A 21640-nucleotide genomic window follows, 5' to 3' on the forward strand; every position below is an offset into this window, starting at 1 on the left:
GCATGACCGGAAAATAGGTGAGCGTAAACCCTGGCATTCCACGAGGTTTCACGGTTTGGATAGAACGGCAAGTCCAAACCGATTGAAAGGAAACACCGTGGATCCCCTCCAGATCCTGAACGACGGGCTGATCGTGTTGTCCAACGGTCTGACCGTGGCAACGCAGGTGCTGTCGCTTGTCTTCGCCTTCCTGTGATGTGAACACCTGAGAAGCGGTCTCCCAGAAGCGGTTTCGTTTCTGGGAGGCCGCGAGAACGCGCACTCGCCCCCGCGTATTCACCATTCTTTCTCGTTTATCGCCCTGACCGATGAAGGGTTTATTCGGCATGTCCAAATTACGGAAATCGCCCCGTTCACGTCTGGTCCAGTGCCGTGTGATCGGCGATGTGCGCCGAAACCGGGTGCACACCAATCTGTCTCGCGGCGGCAGGACGGTTGTCGCCGGTGCGGTGCCTATCGTGCTCTTGCTGTCGGCGGCAACCGCGAGCGCGACCGGTGCTCCTGCGGTGATCGCTGATCAGCCCGGTGTCACCAGCCCCGCGCAGCCCGGCACTTCCACCCCAGCTCCGCCGCCGGAACCCGCACTGCCCCCGCCGGTGTACTACTCCCAGCCCCCCGAGATCCGTAACGGATCCGGGTTACGTCCGGCACCGTCGGTAGACCTACCTGTGGAGCCGATCGCGATCGAGGATCTGCATTTGCCCGAACCGGTGGCACCGGTAGCGCCGATCGAGCCGCCGGAGAACACGATTCGCATCGGGCAGTGGGAAGCGCCGCGCCCGGACTGGCTACCCCCAGAGTGCGCCGACGCCATCAACGACGCCGCAGCAGGCGCTGAGGCACAGGTCGCGACCGCGCTGGATTCGGTCGGCATCCCCGCCGGACGCTCCGATCGGGTCAGCGGTGCCACCTTCGGCGGGGCCGCCCTCGGCGGTGCGGGTGGCGCGGTTGTTGCCGGAGCACCCGCCGCGACCCTCGGCGCGGTCGTGGGCGGTCTCGTCGGGGGCACAGTCGGCGGAATCGCCGGTGCTGCTCTGGGCACGGTGGTGGCGGTGCCGGTCATCGGCACGATCACCTCCGGTGTGGCCGGTACCGCGTTGGGTGCGGCGTTGGGTGCGGTCGTGGGTGCGGTCGTTGCGGGGGTTCCCGCCGCCGTGGTCGGCGCGGTCGCCGGTGGCACGGTGGGCGCGGGGTTCGGTGCCGGTGTGGGGGTGGGCCAGCCGTGACTGGTCTGCGTATCCTCACCGCCACCGTGCTGGCGGCCTGCACGAGTACGTTGTGCACGCCGGGCTCGGGGTCGGCGCAACCGCCCGCCGCAGGGCCGGGCTGCCCCGTGCTGTGGGTGCTCGGGGTACAGGGCACTGGCGAGTCCTCCCCAGACGCGTCCCCGACCGCCGACACCGGCATGCTCGGCGCGCTGCTCGCCCCGGTGGTGGCCGCTGTCCCGGATCTGGTGCAGCGCACTTACATCGCCTATCCCGCCGCCTTCGGAGGCGCGGTAGGCACCGGTGGCGGCCCCGACTCCTACGCGGACTCGGTCCGCAACGGTGTCACCGCACTTGAGGCCACCGCGCAGCGGATCGCCGCCGATTGCCCCGGCACCGCGCTGGCGGTGGTCGGGTATTCCCAAGGCGCGCAGGTGGTGTCGGAATTCGCGCGCGTCGTCGGCGCTGGCGAGGGGCCCATCGCGGCCGAGCGGGTGGCGGGTATCGCCTTGTACTCCGATCCCGATCGAGCCCCCGGCTCGCCGGTGTTCCCCGGCCGCCCCGGCCAACTGACCCCCGACCCCGCTCCCGGTACTTCTGGGGCGGCGGTGTCGGGGGTGGCGATCACGACCGCGCCCGCCTCCGGCGGCGGGATCGCCACGGGCGAGGGTGTGGAGTACGGGGCGTTGACCGGGCGGGTGGCCGATGTCTGTGTCGAGGGCGATTTGAGTTGCGCGGCACCTGATCGCGCCGCCTTGGTGCGGGTGGCCGCGCAGGTCGCCGCCCAGGCGGATTTGCGTGATCCGGTGGCCGCGCTCGGCTCGATCCAGGCGCTGCTGTCGGGTGTGCTCGGTGACGCCTGGACCACCGTGGTGAACAACGACTTCCGGCTCGGCCCCGGGATCGTCGATTACGTGCCCGCGGCGAGTCTGGCGCAGCGGCTCACCGACGCCTCCGACCCCCGCACACCACGACCCGGTCCGGGCGAGACGGCTGCCGCGACGGCCCGGTGGGGGCAGATCACCGGGGTCGTGGCCTCCGACCCGGTTGGGCAGTTGCCGAAGCTGGCCGGGCAACTCTCGGGTGCGTGGGGGCAGCTGGTGGCCGACAACGCTGATCTGACGAACCCGGGCGTGTGGCTGCGCTACGCCGACATCCACGGCCGCCACACTGGCTACGCCGCCGCAGGGCAACTCGCCAGCGGCATCGCGTGGCTGATCGCGCTGGCCCACGACCTCGCCGGGAGCCATCAGTGACCAGCAGCGAGTTCTACCAGCCACCTACCCTTGAGGGCCACCGTCCCGGGGACCTGGTGCGCACCCGGCCGGTGTTCGTGTCGCAACTGACCGCAGCGGCCGGGGCGTGGCAGGTCGTCTACGTCTCCGCCAATTCCCGCTCCGAACTCATCCCGGCTTCGGGGATCGTGCTGGTCCCCGAGACGGTCGCCGCCCCCGGTAATACCGCGATCCTGGTGTACTGCCCGGGTTTTCGCGGCCTGGGCGGGGTGTGCGCGCCCTCGCAACTGCTGGCGATCGGCGCCGAGCCCGACACCGCCGGGATCGAGGCAGCCTTGGCTCGGGGGTGGGTGGTGGCGATACCCGACGGTCAAGGGCTCGGCCTCACCGGCGGCGGACCACACACATTCCTCGCCGCACGCGCCGGTGCGCGGGTGGTGCTCGATCTCGCCCGTGCGGTTTATCGGGGCGCGAACCTCGGTGTCCCGGTCGCGCCGGTGGTGGCCTGGGGATACGCCGACGGCGGGCGTGCGGTCGCCGCCGCCGGGGAGCTGCAGCCGTGGTACGCACCCGAGGTGGACCTGCGCGGTGCCGCCGCCGGAGCCGTCGCCTCCGACCTCGCGGCCCTGGCACCCGCGTTCAGCCGAGGCATGGGCGCGGGACTCGGGCTCGCGGCGCTGATCGGGCTCGCACGCGCCTACGACCAGCTCCCGCTACGCCACGTCCTGACCGAGGACGGGGTGCGAGCCGTCGACGAGGCACAGCACCTCACCAGTAGCGAACTGCTGCAACGGTTCCCGCAACCGGTGGCGCACTGGTGCCGACGCCCCGACCCGTGGAACGACCACTGGTGGCGGCGTGTGCTGGCGTTGGAGACCCTCGCCCACACCAGGCCCACGATGCCGCTGCACCTCTACCACGGCAGCAGTGATGAGATCGTGCCCACTAACGCCGGGCGGCGCACCCTCATCGCCTACCGGCAACGCGGCACCCAGGTCAGCTGGCGCGAGTACAACGCCGGACACCACGCCACTGCGGCCATCGCGACCAGGGATGTCCTCGCCGGCCTCGCCGAGGACATCACCGGCCGGCCCCCACACCAGGCCACCACCGAACCGGCTCCGGCATCAGGTTCGGGTGAGGCCGAGCACCCGAGCCGCCACTGACCCCTCCGGGGAACCTGTCCGCACCCCGTAACCCCCTCCCGGGGTGCGGGCAGGCCCGGAGAACCCGATCCGATCCGAGGCGAGATGAATGGCGAGGTACCCCGACCCTCCATCCGATGACGACGACGCCGAAGCATGGGTCGACTTGCCTCAGTCCCGACCGGACCTTCATCTCGTCCCCGGTCACGGCACCGGCCCCGCCGTCGACGAGCCCGACCAGTCGCCCTTACCCGAAGACGACTGGCTCGCCCCGCTCCCCGAGCCTCCCGCCACGCCCGTCCGCGACACGCTTTCCCGATGGTGGGTCAGCATCCGGTACCGGCTGCCGGTCGGGGCCTGGGCCGCGCTGGGGGCCACTATCGCCATCCTGGCCGGTGTCCTGGTGGTCTTCACCGACGACACCGGCGATACCGGCCAGCAGGTGCAGGCCACCGCCGCGCCGCCGAGCCCGACTACCACGCCGCAGGGCCCATGCGCCGGACTCTCGGGCACGGTCGTCACCGACCGCGCCGGTGACCCCGCCACTCTGGAAGGGCTGATCGCCTCATTCGAGGCCGCCTACTACATCGACCGCGACGCCGCCAAGGCGACGGCGTTGCTCGCGCCGGAGAGCGGGATCACCTTTGAGGGCCTCGCCGCGGGCATCGCCACCATCCCGCCAGGTACCCGACACTGCGTGGCGATCACCCCGATCACCCCGAGCACCGCGAACGTTCACATCGCCGAGCTACGCCCGGACCGCGAACGCATCGACTACCTCCAGCTGATCAACACCCGCCCTGCCGACACCGGCACCGCGCTGCTGATCTCCAACGTCCAGAAACAGGGATAGGGATAGGGATGAGAACAGGCTCGCACGCGCCTCTGCTGATCGCTGTCGCCGGACTGAGCCCCCGCGCCGGAACCACCACGACCACCGTCGCCCTCGCCCACGCCTGGCCAGGCCCCGAAACCGCCCTCATCGTGGAAGCCGACCCCGCAGGCGGCCAGCTCGCCGAAATCGTCGGTGCGGACCCGCATCTCGGACTGGCGAGCCTGGCCCGCAGAACCACCCCCGGCCAGCCCGTCGCCCCGGATCTCCTGGCGCAGCATGTGCAGCGCCTGCCCGGCGGGGAAGCTTTCCTGGCCGCGCCACCGGACCACGGCTCTGCCCGCGCCGTCGCGGCCGTTGAACTGCTCACCGATCCCCACGCCAACTGGCGGGCCTTCGGGTCGACCGTATTCGCCGATTGCGGTGTGCCCGAGCCGGACTGGCCGCCGCATCCGGTCATCGCCGCTGCCGACGCCTGCCTGTTCGTGGTGCGCGCCGAGCACACTGACCCCGAGCCCGCCGCACAGCGCATCCTTGATCTCACGCGCCGCCGACGCCCCCGGGGCATCGTGCTCATCGGTGCCAGCCGCGCCTACGCCGCCGCGATCGGGTTCCCGGTACTGGGAACCCTGCCCGCGTCGCGCACCGGTGCCGAGGCGCTCCTGGCGGGCCGTCGCGCGCGGCGGCATCTGATCCCGACAGCCCGGCTCATCACCACTGCCGTGGAACTGCAGCTGCGTGCGGCCAGCCGCCGGGCCCGGTCCGCGCCGCCGCTCGCGCCCCGCGCTGGCCGCCAGGACCACCCGAGCCGTCGTGACGACACCGCGCCGACGGTCTACCGGATCGACCTGCCGCCGCCACCGCCACCCGCGCCGGAGCCCGTGGAACCCGAAGCGCCCAGCGCGCGGCCACCGGCTCCGGTGCCTGTCCGCGCCAGTGAGGCCGAGGACGCTGGCCAGCCGGGCGTAGACGACCTCGCCGCGGCGCCGGAGTCCAGTCCGGCCAGCGCGCCGCCGGAGTTCGTCTCGCCCGCCCTCTCGGTGTTCGTATTCGGGGTGACGAGGATCTTCTGGCGTGCACCCGAGTCCGGCGAGCAGGTCGACATCACAAGCTACTTCCAGCCGCGCAGCCGCGAGATAGTCGCCCTGCTGGCACTTCATCCGGAAGGGTTGAGCCGATCTCGGCTGATCGAGCTGATCTGGGGCGGACAATCACCGGAGCGTTCGGCCGCATTCAGCAACGCCCTCTCACGGCTGCGTGCCTCGATAACGACCGCCACCGGCGGGCAGATCACCGGGATACTGATCGATGACCGGCCCCACTGCCGACTGTCGGCCACCGCGGCGAGTGTCGACTACTGGGACTTCCTCGCCGCTGTCGCCGCCCGCCGCCGCGCCAGCAACGACACCGACCGCAGTGCCGCGTGCCGGGCCATCACCCGCATCGCCACCACCGACCTGGCCACCGACACCACCGGCTCCTGGATCGAACCACTGCGCGAATCCGCCCGCCGCGATGCCCACAACGCGCTGGACTGGCTGGCCACCCACGACGCCGACCACGACCCCCGCACAACCCTCGGGCTGCTCGAGATGACAGCCGAAACCGACCCCTACAACGAAACCGTCTGGCGCGACATCCTGCGCCAGCACGCACGCCTGGGCGAATACGCCGCTCTCGCCCGCACCTACACACTCATGACCCGCAAACTCGGCGAGATCGGCGAAACCCCGAGCCGAGAAACCCGAGAACTCCTCGAACACCTCCGCCGAGGAGAAGACCGCAATCCGCTTCAACCCGAACCCTGAACGGTCGGGCGGGAATCAACTACACGTACGCGCCTGGAATGCGGAAGCAACCGGTAGTCTATTACCGGGAATAGCGGATTCTGCTGCGGTCATTCGCCTGTAGTCGGCGCTCTGATATTTGGTTCGCCGGGCGGTGTTCTCTGAAATCTATCGAGTTGGATCGCTTCGAAATCTTCGGTAATTCGATCCCGAGAATTCCTTGCGAGTTCGATGCGGTCGATGCGTGGAGAAATGCATGGGGAAATACGTGGAGCAATACGTGGGGCGGTCAAATGTCCCCACCGACGGGCGTCGTATACGCAGGTAGACGGGCATGTATCCGGCGGATGCCATCGAGGATTGTCTATATACAAAGCCATATAGACATGCGTCGCCGGTCTCGCGTATCCCGTCTCCGGCGTTCATCTGATGTCTGTCACCCATTTTCCCCGCCCGCCTGTTTTCCTCCTTCTTTCTTATTCTTTTATCTCTTTTTTGTCTTTTCATTTGCTTGGCCCGGCGGCCTGTGGGCGTGCGTGAATATCGCGGTGCGCGTTTCGCGTGCGTATTGCGTTGCGCGTCTCGCCGTTGTCCGGAAGAATTCCGGAAATTCGCGCACTTTTGGGGTTGTGAGCTCGTTCGAGGTCGAGCTAGCGTCGAGCCGTTCCCGGAATTCGCCGGGAAATTCGCAGAAATCCGAATGGCGACCCCGCCGCACTTGTGCCGAAACGGCGCACGAATTCGGAACGGATTTTCAGGAGTTGCAATGACCACCACACCCGCCGCCGCCGCACCCGCCGCCGGTCGCCTGCCGAACGGGGAATTGCGGCGCATGGTCGCCGGTGCGCTGGCCGCCGACCCGGGCCGCGAACAGTCCCCGCGTGAAATCGCCAACGGGCTCAACCGGTCCTCCGGCGCGGTCGGCAACGCCCTCGAGGCGCTGACCGCCGCCGGGCACGCCGACCGCACCTCGGCCGCCCCGCGCCGCTACCGCGCCACCGCCACCACCGCGACCGCCGCCGCCCCGGTCCCGGCCGCGCCTGCCGCCCCGGTGGCCCCGGCCCCCAGTAAGGCGAAGGCGGCGAAACCGGCCCGCCGCCGGACCAAAAAGAACGCCACCCCGGCCGCGCCGGTCACCACCGCCGCGCCTGCCGCCCCGGCGGCCCCGGCCCGCCCCGCCAACACGGTGGCCCGGCCGAACGGGCAGGACTACCACGTGCGCCAGCTCGCCGGGCGCGCCGATGTCGAGGTGTTGCGGACCATGCGCACGGCCGAGGTGCCGGTGCTGCTGTACGGCCCGCCCGGAACCGGCAAGACCTCGCTCATCGAGGCCGCCTACGGGGACCTGCTGACCGTGCAGGGTGACGGGGACACCACGGTCGCCGATCTGGTGGGCGAGTACACCCAGAACCCGGACGGCACTTTCGTTTTCGTGCACGGCCCGCTGGTCCGGGCCATGCGTGAGGGCCGGGTGCTGTTCATCGACGACGCGACCCTCATCCCGCCGACCGTGCTGTCGGTGGTGTACCCGGCCATGGACGGCCGCCGCGAGATCGTGATCAAAGCCCACGGCGGCGAGGTGGTTAAAGCCGAGCCCGGTTTCTTCGTGGTGGCCGGGCACAACCCGGGGGTCCACGGGGCCATCCTGTCGGACGCGCTGGCGAGCCGGTTCGCGTTCCAGGTGCAGGTGGGCAGCGACTACGACCTCGCCGCCCAGCTCGGGGTGGAACGGCGGGCGGTGAAAGTGGCGCGGGAGCTGGCCGCCCGGCAGGAAAAGGGCGAGGTCGGGTGGGCACCGCAGCTGCGTGAGCTGCTGGCGTTCGCCAAGATCGCCGCCGCCACCGACCAGGCCACCGCCCTGGCCAACCTCGTAGGGGCCGCGCCGGAAGAGGACCGCGATGTCGTGGCCGCCGTGGTGAAAGACGTGTGCGGCCGTAGCCACACCCCCCTCGCCCTCGGCCCCCGCCTCTGACCCCCGCCCTCACACACGAAAGGCACCCCGCGCCATGACCGGCCACGTGATCTCCACCCCGCCCGCCACTACCCCGCCCGCCACCGCTGCGCCTACTGCCACTGCTGTGTCCGCCCCGGCATCGGTCCCGGTGACCGGTGGGTGGGCGAGCCTGTCGGCCGCGATGACGGCCGAGGTCGCGCCGATCGCCGACCGTGACGACCTGACCGTGTCCATCGCTCCCGGTGCGGCGTTCGGTAGTCCGGCGGTGTTCGTCCCCAGCCTCGCGGCCATCGAGATCGACGGCACCCGCCTGACGATCGACCCGGCCGACGCGCACCCCGAACGCAGCAGTGACCGCAACCGCTACGCGGCGGTGTGGGGGCGCGCTGGTACACGAGTGCGCCCACGCCAAACATTCGGTGTGGGAGGCACCGCTGGTGGCGCACCCGGGCGTGGTCGATGCCGCCGTGCTGCTCGAGGAGTCCCGGATCGAGGCCGCCCAGATTCGCCGCCGCCCCGACGACCGGCATTGGTTGCGCGCCAGCACCACTGAGCTCGTGATCGGGGACAACGGCGGCGCGATCGCCGCCGCCCAGATCCCGGCCACCCCCTACCACGCGGCCCACAATGCCGCCCTCGTCCTGGCGCGCGTGGACGGCGGCATCCTGGAGGCGGCCGAGTGTGCGCCCGCCGCCACCTCGATCGAGGCCATCCTCGGCACCGACACCCTCGACCAGTTGCGCGCCATCTGGCGCGAGGCCCACACCGTGGCCGACAACGACACCGCCGCCATGCTCGAGCTCGGCCAGCAGTGGTTCGACCTCGTCGGCCCCGATCCGCACACCGACCCCGATCCGGCCTCGGTGCTGGGTGCCGCGATCGGGGCAACCGTGACCAACATCGGCAACGCGGTGGCCGCCTCCCCGGTGGCCCCCGACCCGGCCGAGGTTTCCGCCGCCGAACGCGAGGCCGCCGAACAAGCGGCCGACGAGGCTGAAAAGCAGGCGCGCAAGGTGTTCGGCGACGCTTCGGGCCGGGGCCGCACCGCGAGCCGAAGGAGGACCCGCGCGGCCCGTCCGGAAGAGCGCACCGCCGCGCGGGTGCTGGCCCGCGCCCTCAACACCGCCTCCACCCGCGAACGGGTCGCGGTGAAAACGACCTCGGCGCTGCCGCCGGGCCGGTTGCGGATGCGCGGTGCGCTGGCGCGTGAGGCGCAGCGCGCCGCCGGGGCGCTGCCGACTGCCGAGCCGTTCACCCGCACCACCCGCAAAACGGTTGCGGTGCCGCCGTTGCGAGTCGGAATCGCGTGCGACGTGTCCTCCTCGATGGAGGACTACGCCGCGCCGGTGGCCTCGGCCGCGTGGATCATCGCCTACGCGGCCGAGCTGGCCACCATGCCCGCCGAAACCGCGACCGTCACATTCGGGGCATCGGTCACACCGATCACCTACCCGGGCACCGCCCCGGCGCGGGTTACCGAATTCAGTTGCCCGGACTACCAGCACGTCATCGGTTCCGCCGTCAACGCCCTCGATGGTGCCCTCGAATTGGCCCGGCCCGGCGCGACTCGGCTGCTGGTGATCATTTCCGACGGTTTCTACTACGGCACCGAACGCGACAACGCCCAGCGCCGTGTCGATGCGTTGCGCGCGGCGGGGTGCGCGGTGCTGTGGCTCGCACCGCGCAACGGCAACCCTGACGCCGCTGACCCGGAACCCCTCGACGGGGTGACCGTGCACATGGTCTCCGACCCTGCCACCACCGCCGCCGCGATCGGGCGCGCCATCACTACGGCCGTACGCGCCGCCTAGCCACCCGGGTGCCCGGGACGCGACACCGCACCCCGGGCACCCGGACCGGGGCCGCCACCGGGTCACCGGCCCGGCCCCGCCACCGGACCCAACCCCGCCCGCACCGCGCGGGCAGCAACGACAGGGAGCCCAGACCATGACCGAGCCCACGAACACCACCGCCGCGCTCGACCCGATCTACGTGATCGGCAACGCCATCACCGGCGATCAATTCGTCATCTACGCCCCCGGCCCCCACGACGAGCGCGGCATGTACACCGTCGCCCACGTGACCGGCGGCACAAGCGGCTACGCCGCCCCACGGATTCACCTCGTGCACCCCGACGACATCGCCGCCTACGCCACCGGTGCCGCCGACCGGATACGCGAGGGCGGGCACGGGCACGGGGTGAGCGTGTGGCTCGATCGCACCACCGGCCCCCTGCACGAGCACCTGACTCGATTGAATCCGTCAGTCTGAGTGCTCGCCCGCCCCGGCCCCGAGCGGCGAGGTCGCCGGCGTGAGCCAATTGGCCTCGCGCAAATGAATAGCAGCGAGTCGAATTCCTTTCGCGCCGTTCGCATTCCGAAATGGAAGAGAGGAATTCGGGGCCGCAACTATTTTCCACATTCCGCTTGACATCACACGCCCTATCGAGCGGTCATGGAACCCGGAAACAGCACCGACCCCCCGGGGAATCGCCCCGATCGGTGCGGATTCCGTCCCTGCCGGGACATCTGCGAATTCACCGAAACCCCAATGTTGGAAGGATTTCCCATGTCCAAGAAGAACGCCACCACCACGCCCACGGAAACGGACGCGCCCGCCCCGGAAAGCGGTTCGCGGTCGGGCGGGGTGCCCGTGCTGCGCCACGACAGCGACCGCGCGCTGTGGGCGGCGCTGCGCGCCCACCCCCACAGCACCACCGCCGCGCTAGCGGAAACGGCCGGGATCGGATTGTCCACCGCGCGGCGTCTGCTGACCCAGTGGGAAACCGCCGGGTGCGCACAGTCGCACACCGACCCCGATTCGCCCCGGGCCGCCAAAACGTGGACCACCGGTGCGGGCGCGCCAGCCACCATCGAACCGGAACCGGAACCGGAACCGGCCGCGCCCGCCGACCCGGCCCCGGCTGAACCCGCCACGCCGGAACCCGTTTCGCCCGAGCCGGTCACCCCGGCCGACCCGGACCCCGCCACCCCGGCCCCGGCCGACCCGACCGACGAGGCGGCGGTCCCCGTCCCGGACGTGCCCGCCGACCCCGACACCACGGCGGACACGGCGCTGGCTGCCCCCACGGGCGACGATCCCGCCACCGTGACCCCGGCCCCGGCCGATGTCACGCCAGCGGCGAACGCGGAGTCGACGGTCGAACGGCTGCCCGCTGGTGCGTTGCGGGGACAGGTCGATGACTTCCTGCGCGACAACCCCGGAAAGGAGTTCACCCCACACCAGATCGGTAAGGAACTCGGGCGGTCCAGCGGCGCGGTCCACAACGCCTTGGTCACCCTGACCAAGAACGGGATCGCTCACCAGACCAGCACGGCCCCCAAGAAATTCACCCTCGCGTCCTGACGACGGGGCGATGCCGGAATCCCCGGAGCTTCTACCTCCGGGGAGTCCGACACCGCGCCTCTCAATGTATCCCCTGAGAAAGGTGTTTGATTATGTACTCCACTCCTACTCCCGCCATCCTGGGCTCGTCCCTGTACCGGGTGTTCGCCGCCTCCACCGAGGCACCCGACAGCCTGGCGCTGTGGGTCGAGATCGCGGACGCGGCCGTGCGTGAGCTGAACATGCCCGTTCTGCCGTCGCTGGTGCCGTGGGTGCCGATCGTTCTGCGTCACCGGCTCTGCCGGACCGAGGGCGAGTTCTTCCCGTTCACCGGTTCGGTGCGGATCATGACCGGGCCGCTGACCGGCATGTTGTACCCCGACCGCGACGCCGCTGCCCGCGCGGTCGTTGACGCCACCCTGGCGACCGGGCGTGACGAGGGGGACACCGGTGACGGCGGCGACGGTGAGCAGACCGAGGTGGTGCCAAAGGTGCTGCCGTCGTGGCGGTTCCGCAACGGTGGTGCCCCGGCCGCGTTCACCCCGCGCGCCGTGCCGCCGCTCGTCTCCTAACCCGGCTACCCACTGAAACGGCCGGTGGTGCCGAGCGATTGGCTCGGCACCACCGGCCGTTTTCTGTGCGCTGTGCGGGACAGCGCGGGGCTACTTGGTGCGGTCGATGGCCTGTTCGATCCAGTCGGTCAGCATGGGGGCGGCGGTGTCGTAGCCGGTGGCGTCGAACGTGGCCGTGCTGCTGTTCTGGGGGGCCGGAACGCTGGTGCCGGTGGTGGTGTCCGCCGTGCCCGTCCCGGTGGTGGTGGCGGTGTTGTAGGTCTGGGTCAGTATGGGGAACTGGGTGCCGGTGAACGCGGCGGCGGTGGCCGAGAGGAGATCGGCGGCGATCGGTGCCAACCCCGTCAGGACGAGGAAAGCCGCGACGGGGTCGCCATTGACGAGGGTTTCGGCGGCGGTCCAGGCGATCTCTTGGGCTCGGCCGACGTCGTTGGCGATGCGGGTGATGTCGAGACCGGCGAGAACACCGACGATCTCGGCGGCGATCGTGGCGACCCCGGTGGTGTCCAAGGGTGCGGCCAACTTCAGTACGCGGGCCACGAGGCGCAGGTCGAGCCCGGCGGCCATCTGCACGAGCGGGTTGAACTGGTTGTTGAGGTCGCCGGAGACTCGGTGCAGGCCGGGCACGTCGCTGGTGGCGAGCAGGCTCGGCAGCTGGGCGAGGTCGGCCACGATCGCGGGCATGTTCGCGGTGAAGCTCGCCAGCCCGTTGAGCACGGTGACCACCTGGGCGAGAACCTGGGACGCGCTGAGCTGCCCGGTTGAGGCCGTGCCGGTGGTGGTGGCCGGTGCACTCGTTGTGGTGGTGGGGACCTTCGCCGTGGTCGCGGGGGAGACGGTGGTGGTCGAGGTGGCGGTGGCGAGTGCGCGGCTCACCGCGGCGAGGACTGGCGACTCCTGCGCGGTGGGCGAGCAGTAGCTGTCGCCCTCGAGGCAGAGCGTGCGCACCCGGCCGGTCAGCTCCCCGAAGCTCTGCGAGCGCGGACCGGTGACGCCCTGCCCGGAGACCGGGGTGCCGAGCTGGGTGGTATTGGGGTCGCGGCGCGGGTCTGAGACGAGTGCGACGGCCACGACGCGCGAGGCCGCTATCGGGCCTTTGTTGTTGCCGATGGTGGTAGCGAGGTCGCCGGTGACCTCGGCGCCCTGGCCGTAGCCGGCCAAAACGACTCGCGTGTCCGAGCACAGCCCCGAGACCGCCGCGGTGAGTTCTGCTCCGCTCACCGAACCGGCACCGCTCGCCGTCGTGGCGAGCGTCCGGACCTCGATCTCGCCGCCGTAGCGGGCCGTCAGCGATTCCCCGAGCCGGGTGAGGATCGCGGGCATGGCCTGCCCGGTGGCGGTATGAGTTGTCTCGTAGCTGCCCGGTACCAGCAGCGCGGTCCAGCGCGGGCACTGCGCCGGGTTGCGGCCCGGTGTGGGTTCTGCGGCGGCGACACCGGCCGTCACGGTGGTCGCGGCAACGGCCGCGCACAGTGCCATGTGGGCGGCGCGACGGGTGTGGTTGAGGTTGTGGTGCATGGGTTTCTCCGTCCGTGCAGGGTGATCAGGAGATGGCGCGGGAGTTGTTGTCGTGCGCGGGGGCGGGTCGGGTGGCGGTGTAGTAGTCGTCGCCTTCCCAGCGGTAGGGCGAGATCTGGACGGGCTCGTTGAAGGTGGGGGCGTGCACCATCTGGCCGCCGCCGAGGTAAATGCCGACGTGGTGGATGTCCCCGCCGGTGCTGTAGAAGAGCAGGTCGCCGGGCGCGAGCTGGTCCTCGGAAACCGTTGTGCCGGTGTGGACTTGGTCGTAGGTGGTGCGCGGGATGGAGATCCCGGCGGCGCGGTAGGCGGCTTGAGTGAGTCCGGAACAGTCCCAGCCGCCGTTCACCTCGGGCCCGTTGCCGCCCCACACATACGGCAGGCCGAGCTGCGCGCAGGCGAAGGAGATCACCTGCGCGGCAGTCGGACTCGGCGATGAGGCGGTGTGGCAGTTGCCGCCGGTGGTGTCGGTGGCGCGGTAGCGGGCCGCCTGGTCGAGGACCTGGTCGACGTACCAGTCGGCGTGGTTGTAGGCCCAGATCGCGGCGCGGAGGTCACCGGGTGCACCAGAGTCGCACAGATAGAAGGCGGCGGCGTGGATCGCGTCGGAGGGGTTGTAGCGCGAGGGCGGGCTCGCACCGCCAGCGGGCAGGGGATGCCGGGCGAGGACCGAGTCGAAGGTCGCGGCGAGGAACTGCATCGGCCCGCCCGCGCCGGAGGCGTTCTCGCCCTCCGACACTCCCGGCAGCGTGGAGCGGCCGTGGTTGGTTTCGATCTTGCCGATCGCGGCGAGCACCGACCAGTCCAGGCCGGGGCAGTCCCCGGCAGCGGCCTGGTAGAGCACGAGCATCTGCGCCGGGATGTCGTGTTGGGCTTCGGTACTCGGGGTCGAGCCGGTGCCGGTCGAGGCTCCCGGAGCGGGCGCGAGCGCGTGGTCGAAGACGACGACGGCACTGACCACGGCCGCGATGACAACCGTGAGGAACACGAACCCCGCGAATCCGGCTCCGAGTGCCTTGACCAGCATCGCTTCTTCACCAGTGCTCGGAAGCCGGGGGGCTCGGTGGCGGCGGGGCGAGAGCGACGGTTCCGCTCAGCGGTGCCCAGGTCGACTCCGGGTCGATGCCGTCTTCGGGTGCGGTCCGTCGCGGCCAGACGGTGCCGAGTTCGTGCAGGCGTCTGCGGCCGGAGTCGGTGTGCAGCGGCAGCCACACCTGATCGGCCGGACTGGTCCCGAAGATCGAGCCGAGGAACTCGGCGGCGGCGGTGGCGACCGGCACCGCCTCGGGATCGGGCAACCGCTCCCAGGTCCGCCGCAGAGCCACACGGGCATTGACCTCACGCATGGTGGTCGGCACCCACAACAGGACCGGGACGATGACCCCGGTGGTTCGGGCCAGTTCGCCGTAGCCGTGAAGCTTGGCCGCGACCCGGGGCAGGGAGGTGGTCCCGAGGTCGTATTCGAGGAAGAAGTCGAGCAGGTTCTGGCCGTAGGTGTAGCGGCCGTGGGCGTCGGGGCGGGCCAGGTCGCCCCAGAGCCGTTGGCAGCGGGTTTGCGACCACCACCGCGACACCTGCCCGCCGTGGGGGTGGGTGACCAGGGCGGTGAACCATTCGGTGACGCCGAGGGTGTGGGTCAGGTGCAGGCTGTGGGCGACCGAGAGCGTGGTTTGGTGGTTGTAGCCGAGCTCGCGGACACTCACCCCGGCTTCCGCGGCGAGGATCGCTGCTCCGGCCGGGGCGAGGGTCCAGTGGTAGGGGGCGGTGCCACGAGTTCGCATGGGCCGGAACCGGTCCAGGACCCGGTAGGTGTGCAGGATGGCCAGGCGGCGGCGGGCGATCTTGGCGGTGGGGAACGCCAGGTCAGCGAGCTGGTCGGTGGTCAGGACCCGGTGCTCATAGACCATGCGCAGAATCCAGCGATCGCGCCCGGTCAACGCACGCACCACCGAACTCTTCTCCGGGCTGGTGGTCGGTGACCAGGCCGGGCGCGGGGCCCGGGTATCGGCTTGCCTGTCGGGACGGGAAATCATCGATGCGGGAGCCTTTCTCGGGGCGTGGCGGGGTCAGGACCGTGCGGAGTTGAGGGGATCGGCGGTGAGGCGGGCATGGGCGGCGGCGGCGATCTCGCGGGCGCGCCCGGGGATCGGCGGGGCAAGGGGCCTGGTGGTGAGGGTGAACGGTCGCGCGTTGCGGCCATCGACCAGCAGGCGGGCGGCGGCGTGGAAGGCGTCGAGGTGGGACAGGTCGTGCTCGGACAACCAGGGCTCGGTGTGGCGGGCCAGATCGCGGGCGTCATCGGGACTGACAGCGAAGACGATCTTGTTGCGGGCGTTGGCCGAGACGCCGTCGCGCAGTTCGCGCGAGAGCTGGCCCAAGTTCTGGTGCGCCAGCAGCAGCGACAGGCGCAGTCCCCGGGCCTCGGCGAGCATGTCCTCGATTGGGGTCGAGAGGTTGAGGAAGTTTTGCGCCTCGTCGAGCACGAGGGCGGCGTCGGGCCGGTCGGCGGCGGGCACCCGTGCTCGCGCGGTCACCGCCTGCCATGTGCGGGCCACCAGCAGCGACCCGACCAGGCGTGAGGTTTCCTCTCCGAGTGAGCCTTTCGGCAGCCGGGCCAGGCAGATGCCGCCGTTGTCGAGGATGTCGGCGAACTCGACAGTTGAGGGTCCGCCCGCGATCGCCGAGCGGACGAACGGTCTCAGCAGGAACGCGCGCAGCTTGTTCAGCAAGGGGCCGGTGAGTTGAGCGCGGCCGGTGTCGGAAAGCTGCTCGTAGCTATCCCAGAACCCGCGCAGGACCGGGTCTTTCGCTGTGCGGGTGACCCGCGCCCGGAACGCGGGCTCGGTGAGCAGGCGGGGCAGGTCGGCAAGGGTGGCGGTGCCGGGTTGCGCGCACAGCGTGAGCAGGCTGGCGCGCATGATGTCGTCTGTGCGCGGCCCCCACCACTGATGGAAGATCCGGTGAAACACCGTCACGAGGTTGTCGACCGCCAGATCCACTCCCGCGCGCCCGATCCGGCCGATATCGAGCGGGTTCACACACGGCGGCGGCGCGGCCGAGTCGGCGTCGAAGAGCACCACCCGCTCACCCATGCGCGACGGCAGCCGCGACAGGACGTCGGTGACGAGGTCGCCCTTGGGGTCGATGACGATCACCCCGCGCCCGGCCTCGGCGTCATCGAGAATCGTGCGCGCCAGCAGGGTGGACTTGCCGACACCGGTGGGGCCGAGGATATGCAGGTGATGGCGGGCGTCGGAGATCTTGACCGCGACCGGGCGGCGAGTGCCGGTGTCGGCCATCCCGAGGGGTTTCGTGTGTTCGCCGCCGACAGGGATCTCCGGGGCTGGGGACAGGGCGCGTGCCCCGGCGCGTTGCAGGCCGGGTAGCCCGTCGTCGGTGGGCAGATGCGCGATCGTGGCCAGTTCGGGCACCGACAGCACGTCCCCGTGCCCGAGACGCCGCTGCCGGATCAACTGCTGGAGGCGGAAGAGGCGGCGACGCCGCCGGTAGTAGTTGTGGTCGGTGCAGGCCCCGAACACCGTGGCGAGAGCGTCGGCGCGGCCACGGGCGACTGCTCGCGCCTGCGCTCTCGGGTCGATGTCGTCGGGGTCGTCGGAGACCGGGATGGACGCGGCGTAGCGGATGACGGTTTCCCAGTGCGCGCCGCGCGCTTTGGCCGCTGCTGCGCGGGCGGCGGCACTGTACTCCAGGGAGGTCTGGCGGTCGGCGGGTCGCGCGCCTGCCACCCCAGCGGCGGTGTGGGAGACGCGGGCGGCACCCGTGCCGGTCGTGAGCAGGTTCAGGGCCTCGCGCAGCAGTCCCGCCACGACGCCAGCCCGAGTGCCGGTGCTCGCCGCGGCGCGGGTGGCTCGCGCGACGCGGCGGCCGGTGACCGGGCGGGCGAGGATCTGCACACAGACGGCCTGCCCGGGAGCGAGGTCGTCGGCGGCGGTGATCAGGTTGCGCACCAGATCACCGGAGTGATCGGTACTCAACGGCAACCCCTCACGGCGGCCGAGCCGTAACTCGCCCCCGGCCACGACCCGCCGAACGCCCTTCACCGCGACCGATAGCGGGGGTCGGGCGGGTTCGACGGTGTCGGTGTGCGCGCCGGGCCACGCCGAGGCGATGGCGCGTTCGATGAGACCGGGTGGGATCGCGCCGGGCACCCAGAGCCGGATCGCGGCTCCCTCCTCGGGGGTGACGGTGTACTCGAACCCAAGATGCGGCTGCCCCAACAACATTCGCGCCCAGGCAGGACGCAACTGCCCGATGAGGTGCGCCCAGAAGGTGAGTGCGCCTTTGGCGTCGACCTCCGGTGGAGTGAGCACGGTGATCTGGCGAGCACACGCACTCAGCCGGCGCCGACGCCATCGAGTGAGAATCCGCACCGCGGTGAGCACCCCGAGCACGGCCGCGACCACGCCCAGGCCGGAGACGGACCCGAGTGCGTGTTCAACCGTCTCGGTGAGATCGCGTAGGGCCGAGCCGGGCGCGAGAAGCGCCCGGCCCAGCCACCCCTGCTCGGGAGTCTGGGTGTTCACGCAGCCACCGATCCCGGGCCCATGGCATCGGGACTCGGCAAGGTCGCCGACGTGCCGAAGGGGAACCGCCCGCTCGCACGGCGGCGCTCGGACACGGCGGTGGTGGTCTCAGGCTTGCGCAGGATGACGACGTCCTCGTGGGCGATGAGGTGCACCGGCAGCCCGGACGCCCGCTGCTTGACGACGAAGTCGCGCTGGAAAAAGCTCGACCGTGCGACGAGTTCGCCCTCGGTGAGGCGCCCCAGCAGTGCCACGCACCGCTCCACCGGCACGAGCCCGGCCAGCTCGCCGCAGGTGTAGAGGTGGCTGGGCAGGGGCACCAGCTCGGCGTGCTGACGCCACGGCCGCGCAGTGATCACGACATGCCCGCCGGGGGCGAGGTATTCGGCGGCCCCGGCGAGGATCTTGGTGAATCCTGAGAGCAGGCGGCCGAGTCCGACGTTGGCCAGGTTGCCTCGGTCGAGGACCTGGCCGTAGCGGTGGTTGGTCTTGAGGACAGGCTGCGTGCGGTTGGCGCGCACATGCCCGTGCAAGCTGTCGCCGTAGGGCGGGGAGGTGATGACCAGGCTCGCCTGGCCGCGCAGCTCGGCTGGGATCAGGTCACCCAGCTTGCGGGCGTCGCCGTGGTAGACGTTCGCGTCGAGATCGATGCCCGCCTCCCGGGCGAGGCCGATGTTGGTGCGCGCCAGCTCCGCCCACCGCGACTCGTATTCGACGCCGACCGCGCGACGGCCCAGGTGCAGGGACTCGACGAGGGTGGTGCCGATCCCGCACATCGGGTCCAGCACGAGGTCCCCCGGACGGGTGTAGGTGACCACGGCGTGCTGCACGATGGCGGGGAACATCTTCGCGGGGTGGGCGGTGCTGTCGGGGTGGTAGCGGCCCCGCCGCTGCGCGGTCGGGGCGTTCTGGGCCGTCGCCCACACCGACACCGGCCGCGCGGCCGGACTGGTCTGTGCGGGGATCGCGGAGTCGACGTCGGTGGCGTTGGCGGCGGCGGGATCGAGAGTCATGGAGGCGTCCTTGACGTGAGAGTTCGGGTGGGGCAAGGGCTGTGTCGGCTCAGCCATGGGCGGGCTGGAGGAACACGAAGACGTCGGTGTGCGCGACGATGTGCGGCGCGGTCCCGGAGACGGCTGGGTCGGCGAGTGCGGCGGTGATGGTGGTGCCGCTGACCGGGGCGGCGATGATGTGCTGGAGGTAGAGCAGATCGGCGGCCTGGGCGGCAGCGACGACCGAACCGGCGGGGTCGCGCAGGACGCCGGAGTCGCTGTGGCGGCAGCGCGAGAGAACGACCAGCAAACCACCCAGTGCCATCACTTCGGTCGCGAGCGCGGTGACGTGCTCGGCGGCGGCGATCGGGGCGAGGTGATCGGCGAGCAGGCTCGCGATGACCAGATCCACCGGCTCCCCGGACCAGTTCCGGTCGGTGGGGGCGTCGAGGCCGTGGCGGTCCAGCTCACCGATCGCGGCGAGCGCGGCGGCGGTGTCGGGCTCGATGATCCGCAGCGCGCCCCGAGCGACGGGGGCGGGCCAGCCCAGCAGCATCACCCGCGAGGCCGGTTCGGAGAACTCGGCGATCGCGTGAGCCAGGACCCGGTCGGGCCAGCGGTCCTCTGGATCGAGCGGGGCGGGCCCCAGCGCCCACAGGGTCGAGGGGACCCGCACGGCGGCGGAGGTGGAACGAGGTCGGCGGGAACTGGCGGACATGGCGGCCTCCTGAGCGAGAGAGCGGTGTGTACTCGCTTACTTCCGCCAAAAAGCCGAAATCGGGACACGGCGATCAAAACTTTTTTCTGAGAATTTCATGAGTCGAAAATCGGGGACCGGAGCACCGCCTGGAGCGAGATCGCGATCAAATTTCTTGAGAAACTTTTCGGTAGGTTGCTCGTGCGGTAGAAGGTCTATCCGCGCCCTATCTGAAACATATCCAAGTCATATCTTTGGCCTATCCGCGCATTCACATCCGCAGGTAGAACCGGCAATGCTTTCGCGGGGCCTCGGGTGGCGGACGGGTGTTGGCCGGGTAGCGCGATATTCGCCATCTCGCCCAGGATGTGACTAGGATATGTTTCAGATAGGTTTTGGGTGTGGTTTGGATAGGGTTTGGATGCGTTTCGGATAGACGTATTCGGTGTCCTTGTGAGGTCGGAAGTTTTCGATCGATCAAGGAGATCTGTTGTGACGAATGCACACGTCGCGAAATATGCGGGACCACTGGAAAAGCCGGGCTCGCCGCTGGCCGTGGTGCGGTCCGGTTTCGAGAAGATCGCCGCAGAGGTTCTGCCCACCGATCCGCGCCCGGTGCCGACTCCTGGGTCCGCCCCCGCCGGTCCGGTGCGGACGTGGGAGGCGTTGCGCGAGCGGCTGTGGGACCCGGCGACGCCGATGGCCGAGGTCGATGCGATCTGGGTGTGGCTGCTCGAACGAGTCCGTGCCAAGGACGAGGGCGCGATGCTGGTGTGTGCCGGACTGGCCGCGCCGATGCTGTCGCGGACCGCCAGCGAGTATGTGACGTCGAGCCACACGGCTCGCCACGATATCGAGTCCGAAGTGCTGACCGCCTTCCTGCTCCACCTCCCGCGCGTCGGCCTGGAAGTCCCGGGGGTGTGGCATCGGCTGCGGTGGGGTGCTTATCGCGCCGTCCTCAAAGTGGCAATCCAACAGCGAACCGGCGCGACAGTGGTCGGGGACCTCGACCGCGACCTGGCCCCGCTGGGCGAGCGGGTACAGGCGATGGTGTCGCAACCGGGCCATCCCGAGACGGTCCTGGCGCAGGCCGTGGCCGCCGGAGTGATCTCCGCCGACGCCGCCGAACTCATCGCCGCGTCGCGATGGGAAGGCCGATCGCTGACCTCCGTGGCCGCCGAACGCGGTGTGTCGCTGTGGAAGCTGCGCAAGCAGCGACCCCGTGCCGAACGCGCCCTGCTGGCGTGGCTGTCCGAACGCGCTCGAGACCTCGACCCCGAGCGCACCAGCACGGTCGAAGCCGAGGCGGTCACCGCCCTCGCATCGCCGGACCGGTCACCGCGGCGAGGTCGCCGGCCGAAACGGCACTCTCCGGCCTCGGCGCAGTCGAGCACCGAGCACGGGCAGGTGGCGGCATGAACACCGACCAGGGAAATCTCAACGAGGCGCCACAGACATCGGCTCGACACGGGCGGCGCTGGACTCGAGCGCTCGCGGTCGCGGGCACGACCGTGGCGCTGCTGGTCCTGCTCGCCGGATCGGCCTCAGCGGCACCACCACACACGGACGTGCTGGCGATCGCCTCATCGCTGGGGGAGGTAATCGACAACGCGCGCAACTGGATCGTGGGCATCCTCGCGGGGCTGGCGACGTTGTTCTTGACCATCGCCGGTGCCCGCTATCTGCTTGGCGGCGGCGATCCTTCCGAGATCGAAAAGGCCAAGACCGCGTTCCGCGCCGCCTGCCTCGGTTACGCGCTGGCGATGTTGGCACCGGTCATCGTCGCCGTGCTCAAGTCCATCGTCGGAGCCTGA

General features: G+C 70.5%; 19 protein-coding genes. 12 read left to right on the forward strand and 7 right to left on the reverse strand.

All coding sequences use genetic code 11. The features are described 5' to 3' along the window. Positions 1 to 449 precede the first annotated feature (449 nt). The 6 genes from M8859_RS14815 (at position 450) to M8859_RS14840 (ending at position 8176) form a co-directional block, all read left to right on the forward strand. A complete protein-coding gene (locus M8859_RS14815; protein ID WP_249644378.1) occupies positions 450 to 1226 on the forward strand; it encodes a hypothetical protein in 777 nt (258 codons plus the stop codon). Continuing rightward, complete coding sequence (locus M8859_RS14820; protein WP_249644379.1) at positions 1223 to 2461, forward strand: cutinase family protein; 1239 nt, start codon at positions 1223 to 1225, stop codon at positions 2459 to 2461. The genes M8859_RS14815 and M8859_RS14820 overlap by 4 nt, the downstream gene beginning before the upstream one ends. Beyond that, complete coding sequence (locus tag M8859_RS14825; RefSeq protein WP_249644380.1) at positions 2458 to 3606, forward strand: lipase family protein; 1149 nt, start codon at positions 2458 to 2460, stop codon at positions 3604 to 3606. Before M8859_RS14820 ends, M8859_RS14825 begins: the two co-directional genes overlap by 4 nt. A gap of 88 nt (positions 3607 to 3694) precedes the next feature. Further along, positions 3695 to 4438 (forward strand): DUF8176 domain-containing protein, encoded by a 744-nt coding sequence (locus tag M8859_RS14830; protein WP_249644381.1) that lies wholly within the window; start codon positions 3695 to 3697, stop codon positions 4436 to 4438. Positions 4439 to 4446: 8 nt separating this feature from the next. After that, positions 4447 to 6225 carry an AfsR/SARP family transcriptional regulator gene (locus M8859_RS14835; protein WP_249644382.1) on the forward strand — a complete coding sequence of 593 codons (1779 nt, stop codon included), beginning with the start codon at positions 4447 to 4449 and terminating at the stop codon, positions 6223 to 6225. A gap of 745 nt (positions 6226 to 6970) precedes the next feature. After that, positions 6971 to 8176: an AAA family ATPase gene (locus M8859_RS14840; RefSeq protein ID WP_249644383.1), complete on the forward strand. Its 1206-nt coding sequence runs from the start codon at positions 6971 to 6973 to the stop codon at positions 8174 to 8176. A 9-nt stretch (positions 8177 to 8185) separates the two neighbouring features. On the opposite strand, the gene M8859_RS14845 is transcribed toward M8859_RS14840, so the two are convergent. Beyond that, on the reverse strand, positions 8186 to 8464 hold the full coding sequence (locus tag M8859_RS14845; protein WP_249644384.1) for a hypothetical protein: 279 nt from the start codon (positions 8462 to 8464) through the stop codon (positions 8186 to 8188). Between the two features lie 131 nt (positions 8465 to 8595). Between M8859_RS14845 and M8859_RS37265 the strand changes: the two genes are divergently transcribed. From M8859_RS37265 to M8859_RS14865, 4 genes are all read left to right on the forward strand, one after another. After that, positions 8596 to 9969 carry a VWA domain-containing protein gene (locus M8859_RS37265; RefSeq protein ID WP_249644385.1) on the forward strand — a complete coding sequence of 458 codons (1374 nt, stop codon included), beginning with the start codon at positions 8596 to 8598 and terminating at the stop codon, positions 9967 to 9969. A gap of 136 nt (positions 9970 to 10105) precedes the next feature. After that, positions 10106 to 10429 carry a hypothetical protein gene (locus M8859_RS14855; RefSeq protein ID WP_249644386.1) on the forward strand — a complete coding sequence of 108 codons (324 nt, stop codon included), beginning with the start codon at positions 10106 to 10108 and terminating at the stop codon, positions 10427 to 10429. 297 nt (positions 10430 to 10726) lie between these two features. Then, positions 10727 to 11524 (forward strand): hypothetical protein, encoded by a 798-nt coding sequence (locus tag M8859_RS14860; RefSeq protein WP_249644454.1) that lies wholly within the window; start codon positions 10727 to 10729, stop codon positions 11522 to 11524. A 92-nt stretch (positions 11525 to 11616) separates the two neighbouring features. Next, complete coding sequence (locus M8859_RS14865; protein ID WP_249644387.1) at positions 11617 to 12075, forward strand: hypothetical protein; 459 nt, start codon at positions 11617 to 11619, stop codon at positions 12073 to 12075. Between the two features lie 90 nt (positions 12076 to 12165). Here the strand turns inward: M8859_RS14865 and M8859_RS14870 are convergent, their stop codons facing one another. The 6 genes from M8859_RS14870 to M8859_RS14895 are packed head-to-tail and all read right to left on the reverse strand — an operon-like array spanning position 12166 to position 19847. Beyond that, positions 12166 to 13593 (reverse strand): cutinase family protein, encoded by a 1428-nt coding sequence (locus M8859_RS14870; protein ID WP_249644388.1) that lies wholly within the window; start codon positions 13591 to 13593, stop codon positions 12166 to 12168. Between the two features lie 25 nt (positions 13594 to 13618). Next, a complete protein-coding gene (locus tag M8859_RS14875) occupies positions 13619 to 14620 on the reverse strand; it encodes a C40 family peptidase (protein ID WP_249644389.1) in 1002 nt (333 codons plus the stop codon). 7 nt (positions 14621 to 14627) lie between these two features. Then, positions 14628 to 15626: a replication-relaxation family protein gene (locus M8859_RS14880; RefSeq protein WP_249644390.1), complete on the reverse strand. Its 999-nt coding sequence runs from the start codon at positions 15624 to 15626 to the stop codon at positions 14628 to 14630. A gap of 33 nt (positions 15627 to 15659) precedes the next feature. Continuing rightward, positions 15660 to 18137, reverse strand: a complete 2478-nt coding sequence (locus M8859_RS14885) for a type IV secretory system conjugative DNA transfer family protein (protein WP_249644391.1) — start codon at positions 18135 to 18137, stop codon at positions 15660 to 15662. After that, positions 18134 to 19150, reverse strand: a complete 1017-nt coding sequence (locus tag M8859_RS14890) for a TRM11 family SAM-dependent methyltransferase (protein ID WP_249644392.1) — start codon at positions 19148 to 19150, stop codon at positions 18134 to 18136. The genes M8859_RS14885 and M8859_RS14890 overlap by 4 nt, the downstream gene beginning before the upstream one ends. 49 nt (positions 19151 to 19199) lie before the next feature. Beyond that, positions 19200 to 19847, reverse strand: coding sequence for a hypothetical protein (locus M8859_RS14895; protein ID WP_249644393.1), 648 nt, complete (start codon positions 19845 to 19847; stop codon positions 19200 to 19202). Between the two features lie 471 nt (positions 19848 to 20318). On the opposite strand from M8859_RS14895, the gene M8859_RS14900 reads away from it, so the two are divergent. Both M8859_RS14900 and M8859_RS14905 read left to right on the forward strand, forming a co-directional pair. After that, positions 20319 to 21245, forward strand: coding sequence for a hypothetical protein (locus M8859_RS14900; RefSeq protein WP_249644394.1), 927 nt, complete (start codon positions 20319 to 20321; stop codon positions 21243 to 21245). Further along, the gene (locus M8859_RS14905; RefSeq protein WP_249644395.1) at positions 21242 to 21640 is read left to right on the forward strand and encodes a pilin; all 399 of its coding nucleotides are present in this window, start codon (positions 21242 to 21244) and stop codon (positions 21638 to 21640) included. Before M8859_RS14900 ends, M8859_RS14905 begins: the two co-directional genes overlap by 4 nt.

It is taken from the genome of Nocardia sputi (assembly GCF_023501985.1).

Excerpts from the sequence above, each read along its gene's own strand:
- M8859_RS14830 (WP_249644381.1), top strand. The coding sequence starts at position 3,695 with ATGGCGAGGTACCCCGACCCTCCATCCGATGACGACGACGCCGAAGCA.
- M8859_RS14835 (WP_249644382.1), top strand. The coding sequence starts at position 4,447 with ATGAGAACAGGCTCGCACGCGCCTCTGCTGATCGCTGTCGCCGGACTG.
- M8859_RS14840 (WP_249644383.1), top strand. The coding sequence starts at position 6,971 with ATGACCACCACACCCGCCGCCGCCGCACCCGCCGCCGGTCGCCTGCCG.
- M8859_RS14855 (WP_249644386.1), top strand. The coding sequence starts at position 10,106 with ATGACCGAGCCCACGAACACCACCGCCGCGCTCGACCCGATCTACGTG.
- M8859_RS14860 (WP_249644454.1), top strand. The coding sequence starts at position 10,727 with ATGTCCAAGAAGAACGCCACCACCACGCCCACGGAAACGGACGCGCCC.
- M8859_RS14865 (WP_249644387.1), top strand. The coding sequence starts at position 11,617 with ATGTACTCCACTCCTACTCCCGCCATCCTGGGCTCGTCCCTGTACCGG.
- M8859_RS14870 (WP_249644388.1), bottom strand. The coding sequence starts at position 13,593 with ATGCACCACAACCTCAACCACACCCGTCGCGCCGCCCACATGGCACTG.
- M8859_RS14875 (WP_249644389.1), bottom strand. The coding sequence starts at position 14,620 with ATGCTGGTCAAGGCACTCGGAGCCGGATTCGCGGGGTTCGTGTTCCTC.
- M8859_RS14880 (WP_249644390.1), bottom strand. The coding sequence starts at position 15,626 with ATGATTTCCCGTCCCGACAGGCAAGCCGATACCCGGGCCCCGCGCCCG.
- M8859_RS14890 (WP_249644392.1), bottom strand. The coding sequence starts at position 19,150 with ATGACTCTCGATCCCGCCGCCGCCAACGCCACCGACGTCGACTCCGCG.
- M8859_RS14895 (WP_249644393.1), bottom strand. The coding sequence starts at position 19,847 with ATGTCCGCCAGTTCCCGCCGACCTCGTTCCACCTCCGCCGCCGTGCGG.
- M8859_RS14905 (WP_249644395.1), top strand. The coding sequence starts at position 21,242 with ATGAACACCGACCAGGGAAATCTCAACGAGGCGCCACAGACATCGGCT.